The sequence below is a fragment of the Paenibacillus sp. oral taxon 786 str. D14 genome, from assembly GCF_000159955.1.
Classification (GTDB): Bacteria; Bacillota; Bacilli; order Paenibacillales; family Paenibacillaceae; genus Fontibacillus; species Fontibacillus phoenicis.
Genome location: NZ_GG695973.1, coordinates 402936 through 407061 on the forward strand (window position 1 = coordinate 402936; position 4126 = coordinate 407061).

3 protein-coding genes, 9 tRNA genes and 1 pseudogene are annotated in these 4126 nt (G+C 39.6%); all 13 read right to left on the reverse strand.

Annotation, left to right across the window (positions count from 1 at the left end; all coding sequences use genetic code 11):
• Window positions 1-541: hypothetical protein (locus POTG_RS24280; RefSeq protein ID WP_036644740.1), on the reverse strand; the 541-nt coding region annotated here is incomplete at its 3' end.
• A gap of 116 nt (window positions 542-657) precedes the next feature.
• Window positions 658-1521: a hypothetical protein gene (locus POTG_RS08510; protein WP_157273362.1), complete on the reverse strand. Its 864-nt coding sequence runs from the start codon at window positions 1519-1521 to the stop codon at window positions 658-660.
• Window positions 1508-1855 carry a hypothetical protein gene (locus POTG_RS23765; protein ID WP_157273363.1) on the reverse strand — a complete coding sequence of 116 codons (348 nt, stop codon included), beginning with the start codon at window positions 1853-1855 and terminating at the stop codon, window positions 1508-1510. Before POTG_RS23765 ends, POTG_RS08510 begins: the two co-directional genes overlap by 14 nt.
• Before the next feature lie 493 nt (window positions 1856-2348).
• Window positions 2349-2592: pseudogene (locus tag POTG_RS23130) on the reverse strand (ATP-binding cassette domain-containing protein); the annotation flags it as partial.
• Window positions 2593-3211: 619 nt separating this feature from the next.
• A tRNA-Leu gene (locus POTG_RS08515) sits at window positions 3212-3290 on the reverse strand.
• An 8-nt stretch (window positions 3291-3298) separates the two neighbouring features.
• A tRNA-Arg gene (locus POTG_RS08520) sits at window positions 3299-3372 on the reverse strand.
• 9 nt (window positions 3373-3381) lie between these two features.
• Window positions 3382-3456: transfer RNA gene (locus POTG_RS08525), tRNA-Gly, on the reverse strand.
• 16 nt (window positions 3457-3472) lie between these two features.
• A tRNA-Lys gene (locus tag POTG_RS08530) sits at window positions 3473-3548 on the reverse strand.
• Between the two features lie 26 nt (window positions 3549-3574).
• A tRNA-Asp gene (locus tag POTG_RS08535) sits at window positions 3575-3651 on the reverse strand.
• A gap of 35 nt (window positions 3652-3686) precedes the next feature.
• Window positions 3687-3760 (reverse strand) — tRNA-Met (locus tag POTG_RS08540).
• A 16-nt stretch (window positions 3761-3776) separates the two neighbouring features.
• A tRNA-Val gene (locus tag POTG_RS08545) sits at window positions 3777-3852 on the reverse strand.
• Window positions 3853-3879: 27 nt separating this feature from the next.
• Window positions 3880-3954: transfer RNA gene (locus tag POTG_RS08550), tRNA-Glu, on the reverse strand.
• A gap of 16 nt (window positions 3955-3970) precedes the next feature.
• Window positions 3971-4062, reverse strand: a tRNA-Ser gene (locus tag POTG_RS08555).
• Window positions 4063-4126 lie beyond the last annotated feature (64 nt).

Below are 4126 nucleotides of genomic sequence, written 5' to 3' on the forward strand. Positions count from 1 at the left end.
GAAAATTGTCAGTCAACCTTTCTTTATTAATCAAAGAACTCCAGTCTAGGGTTTGTCCATCCTCGATCTCAATCTTAAATATGTGGATACCTGTTATATTCGTTATTTTATAATCAGTGGCATAAACATAATAAAGGTGTTCGTCCCGCCTTTTTATATCTTCAATCCGCATACTCCCTCGACTGTCGATGATCTCGACCAGATCGTTATAGACCACAATGTGAAAACTCTCCCTACCACTGGAGCCGTAAAACTCCGGATTTTCAATGTACTGAATTACTTTTAAGGAATCAGCTTCAAAAAATGAAAAGAAATTTGATATTTCTTCTATCTCTTTAATAGAAAACTGTGGATTTTCCCTTAATCTATCGGCTAGTGTGTTCATGATCTTTGTTTTCTCTGAATCCTCTACTTCTCCTCTATCCCACCTGTTGAATAATGCTTGAAGATCTTCTTGTCCTCGCTTTGGATCAGAGTTGATATAATAAAGTACGCCTATTAAAATCAGACAACTTACAATAGCAATTAAAATTTTTTTCATTTATTATAAAAAATCCTCTCGCATGTATTTTTTGTAAACAAAACGCTGCTACCGATATCCTAATTAGATATCGGTAGAGCGTCACTGGGAAACTTATAATTATTCTTTATTCATATTCAATCATACCAGCTACTCCACCAGCCTTCAAAGACTTTCAGGAATAAATAGTTTCCGCCACCTATTGTCGGTAATAAAGAATAGTCAATTACATGTGGAGTATACGTATACAATACCCATGCTGGAAAAGTGTCCACCTGTATTTTCCCAGCATAAGTCACACCACCAGATGTTTTTGATACACCGCCATTAACAGTCAAAAACACATCTAGCTTGGAATCATGCAGCCACTTATCATACATCCACGCACTGGCAAGTTCGACCTGCTTATCAAAACCGGTGTACGTGGTAATATCCCCACTATCCGTCGCTCCATAGCCCATAGCGTAATGAAATGCTCTTCTGTTAACGTTAGTATCTGTACTGGTAACTAGACTGCTTTCTTTCTGTAGGGTAACCAGTATCACTCGAGGATTAATACCCGCATTCTTTGCTGCATCACTAATAACCTTTGAAGGTTTTACTGTTCTACCAGTATCATAAGCATTACCACTAGAATTGATAGCGTAAATCTTAATGTTATTCCTTAAAACAGAATTTTTACTTGTAAGGAAACTCTGAATTTCACTTTCAGTCATTGCGTCGTCATTGTTGTAAAGAAAATCACTTGAGGATAATAGTGAATTCATCCTTTTGCCGGCAACATAATAATCAACAACTGCAAAAGGAGTAACAGAACTATTCTCGAGACTATTAACAGTGGAACTGTCAACTAGCCCTTGGGAATATTGTTTAGCTATTTCATCTTTCAAAGTTGTTTCTGCATTGCTGAATTTTCCAAGATTTATTTGATACAGCTCTTTCTCCCGAAAGTAAGATGTCTGCAGTTGATTGTTATAAAAAATATTCTCAACAACGTCCATTCTTAGAATAGTCGTATACTGTTTTATACCCTGCTGTGTCAGTAACTTGAATAATTCTATCATTGTCCCATTGAATATCGTAAATTCGTCCGTCAGAATGGATTTCATTTTTAATTCGGCCGCTTTCATCATAAATCATAATGTTCTCATTAATAAGATTGGCCTTATTTTGTTTCAAATTCTTTGGTAGGGAGTCATAAACAGCAGAAATTTCATCTAATGTACTTTTTGAAAGATTCGTTTCCGATGCATAAACACCTGAATTAAGACTAAGAAATAATAAAGATGCCAAAAGACTAAATACAGTTAATGCTTTCATCTTTTTTGAGATCACTGTTTTTCACCTCTTTAAAAGTTTTCATTCCAACTAAAAAACAACACATCTAACCCTACAAGAAAATCTAAATCTATCTTTTTAGACTAAGTCCCTCTTCTCTAAAAGCCTACTCTATCAACTATGTACAAAACATTTTTTTATCTTATAATAGTAACTAGGCTGTTTGCTTTGAACATAGCAAAGAGCGTGCAGAGTTGATTTCCATCGCGCCTCCAAAAGCAATATGGAAATCGACTCTTATTTATTGCAGCAAGATACCAGATATCAGATACCCTTCTGATATTCTTGATACAATCAGTCATTATTGAACATCAATAGCTGCTTCATTTAATCAAACCATTCAATATATAAACACTTCGACTTATACCTTTCTTACGCTCCTTCTAAACATTGCTTGTTTGAAGCGGAAACTCTGCGTTGTCCGCCTGTAAATGCGTACACCTGTATGACGTTGCTTACGGGGAGCAAGCGATCCTCCTCATAGTTAATTAAAAACGTTATTTATCTGCCTTATTGTAAGGTGAGCTGGCAGATTCATTGGATCAAAAACGACTCCAATCCTTTCCTTGACTTTGACGTGCTTTTCTAAATTATCTTCACCGAATATTTTTACTATACCGCTATCTTTTGGATACTACTCCCAGGATTACTTTGAATGTCGTTGATTTGCCTGCCCCGTTATCACCAATAAACAACCCGATTATTGATCCGGCCGGCACATTAAAGCTAACATCTTACAACATCGACGCAAGACAGAAACTGCAAATTAAATGTCGAAGAAGAGAGGGGGTAACTGGGTTGGCTGTACTATTGTAAAAGAAGTAAATGTGGTACTCATGATGGAGGGATTACCGCTAACCTTAAGGTATATATTGTAATTTCATACATATTATATAGTGTATTCGATTTGATTTCAATATTTTTTGTCAAACATTATTACATCAATAGAAAATATATCCATTTAAATCAAATAAATCGCAATAATAATTGCTTATGAAATTCATACTACCCATTTATAATTTCTGCTACAATTTCTGGTTCCTGGCTATCTCCGCCAATTACTGAAGAAACCAAATTTCTTTTCATTTGTATATTCAAAAGTAGACGGCTTAACCAAGTAACCGTCAATGCACAATTTCTCGTACGCTTCAGCGCTACTGCCGAACATTAACTCAAGTAAGTTATTGTGCCAGCTATATCAATTTTCACTGGGTGACTTTTGTATCGTTTCCTCCTGAGCTCTTCGATGCCATTTGGTATTGTAATTATTAAACTTAAGATCATCTCACGTTGTAACAAAAAAAGCAGATTTATTAAATCACGATTCGTGATTTAATAAATCTGCTTGTTTGATGCCGGTGAAGGGACTCGAACCCCCACGGTTTCCCTCACGATTTTGAGTCGAGCGCGTCTGCCATTCCGCCACACCGGCAAAGGGAACGCGCCCTAAGAGATTCGAACTCCTGACCTTTTGATTCGTAGTCAAACGCTCTATCCAGCTGAGCTAAGGGCGCGTATTAAGATGGAGCGGACGACGGGAATCGAACCCGCGACCCTCGCCTTGGCAAGGCGATGCTCTACCGCTGAGCCACGTCCGCATAATAAATATGAAACTGGTGAGCCATGAAGGACTCGAACCTTCGACACCCTGATTAAAAGTCAGGTGCTCTACCAACTGAGCTAATGGCTCGTACAAGTCTTAACTAAGAAGATAAATGGCGGAGCCGACGGGATTCGAACCCGCGGTCTCCTGCGTGACAGGCAGGCATGTTAGGCCTCTACACCACGGCTCCACACGAGAATAATGCCATCCTCTTGAAGAGGATAATTGCGGGGGCAGGATTTGAACCTGCGGCCTTCGGGTTATGAGCCCGACGAGCTACCGGGCTGCTCCACCCCGCGTCAGTAATAAGAAGTATGGTGGAGGCTGAGGGGATCGAACCCCCGACCCTCTGCTTGTAAGGCAGATGCTCTCCCAGCTGAGCTAAGCCTCCAGATCTGGGATGACTAAAGAAAAGAGATGGTGACCCGTAGGGGATTCGAACCCCTGTTACCTCCGTGAAAGGGAGGTGTCTTAACCCCTTGACCAACGGGCCATATTCAAGTCCTTGCTGGCGGAGAGAGAGGGATTCGAACCCTCGAGACGCTTGTGACGCCTACACGATTTCCAATCGTGCTCCTTCGGCCAACTCGGACACCTCTCCATAAGAGTTGGTTTCCCCGGAAGAGAAGGAAATATGCAAAACATATATCCTTCCTTCCAGGATA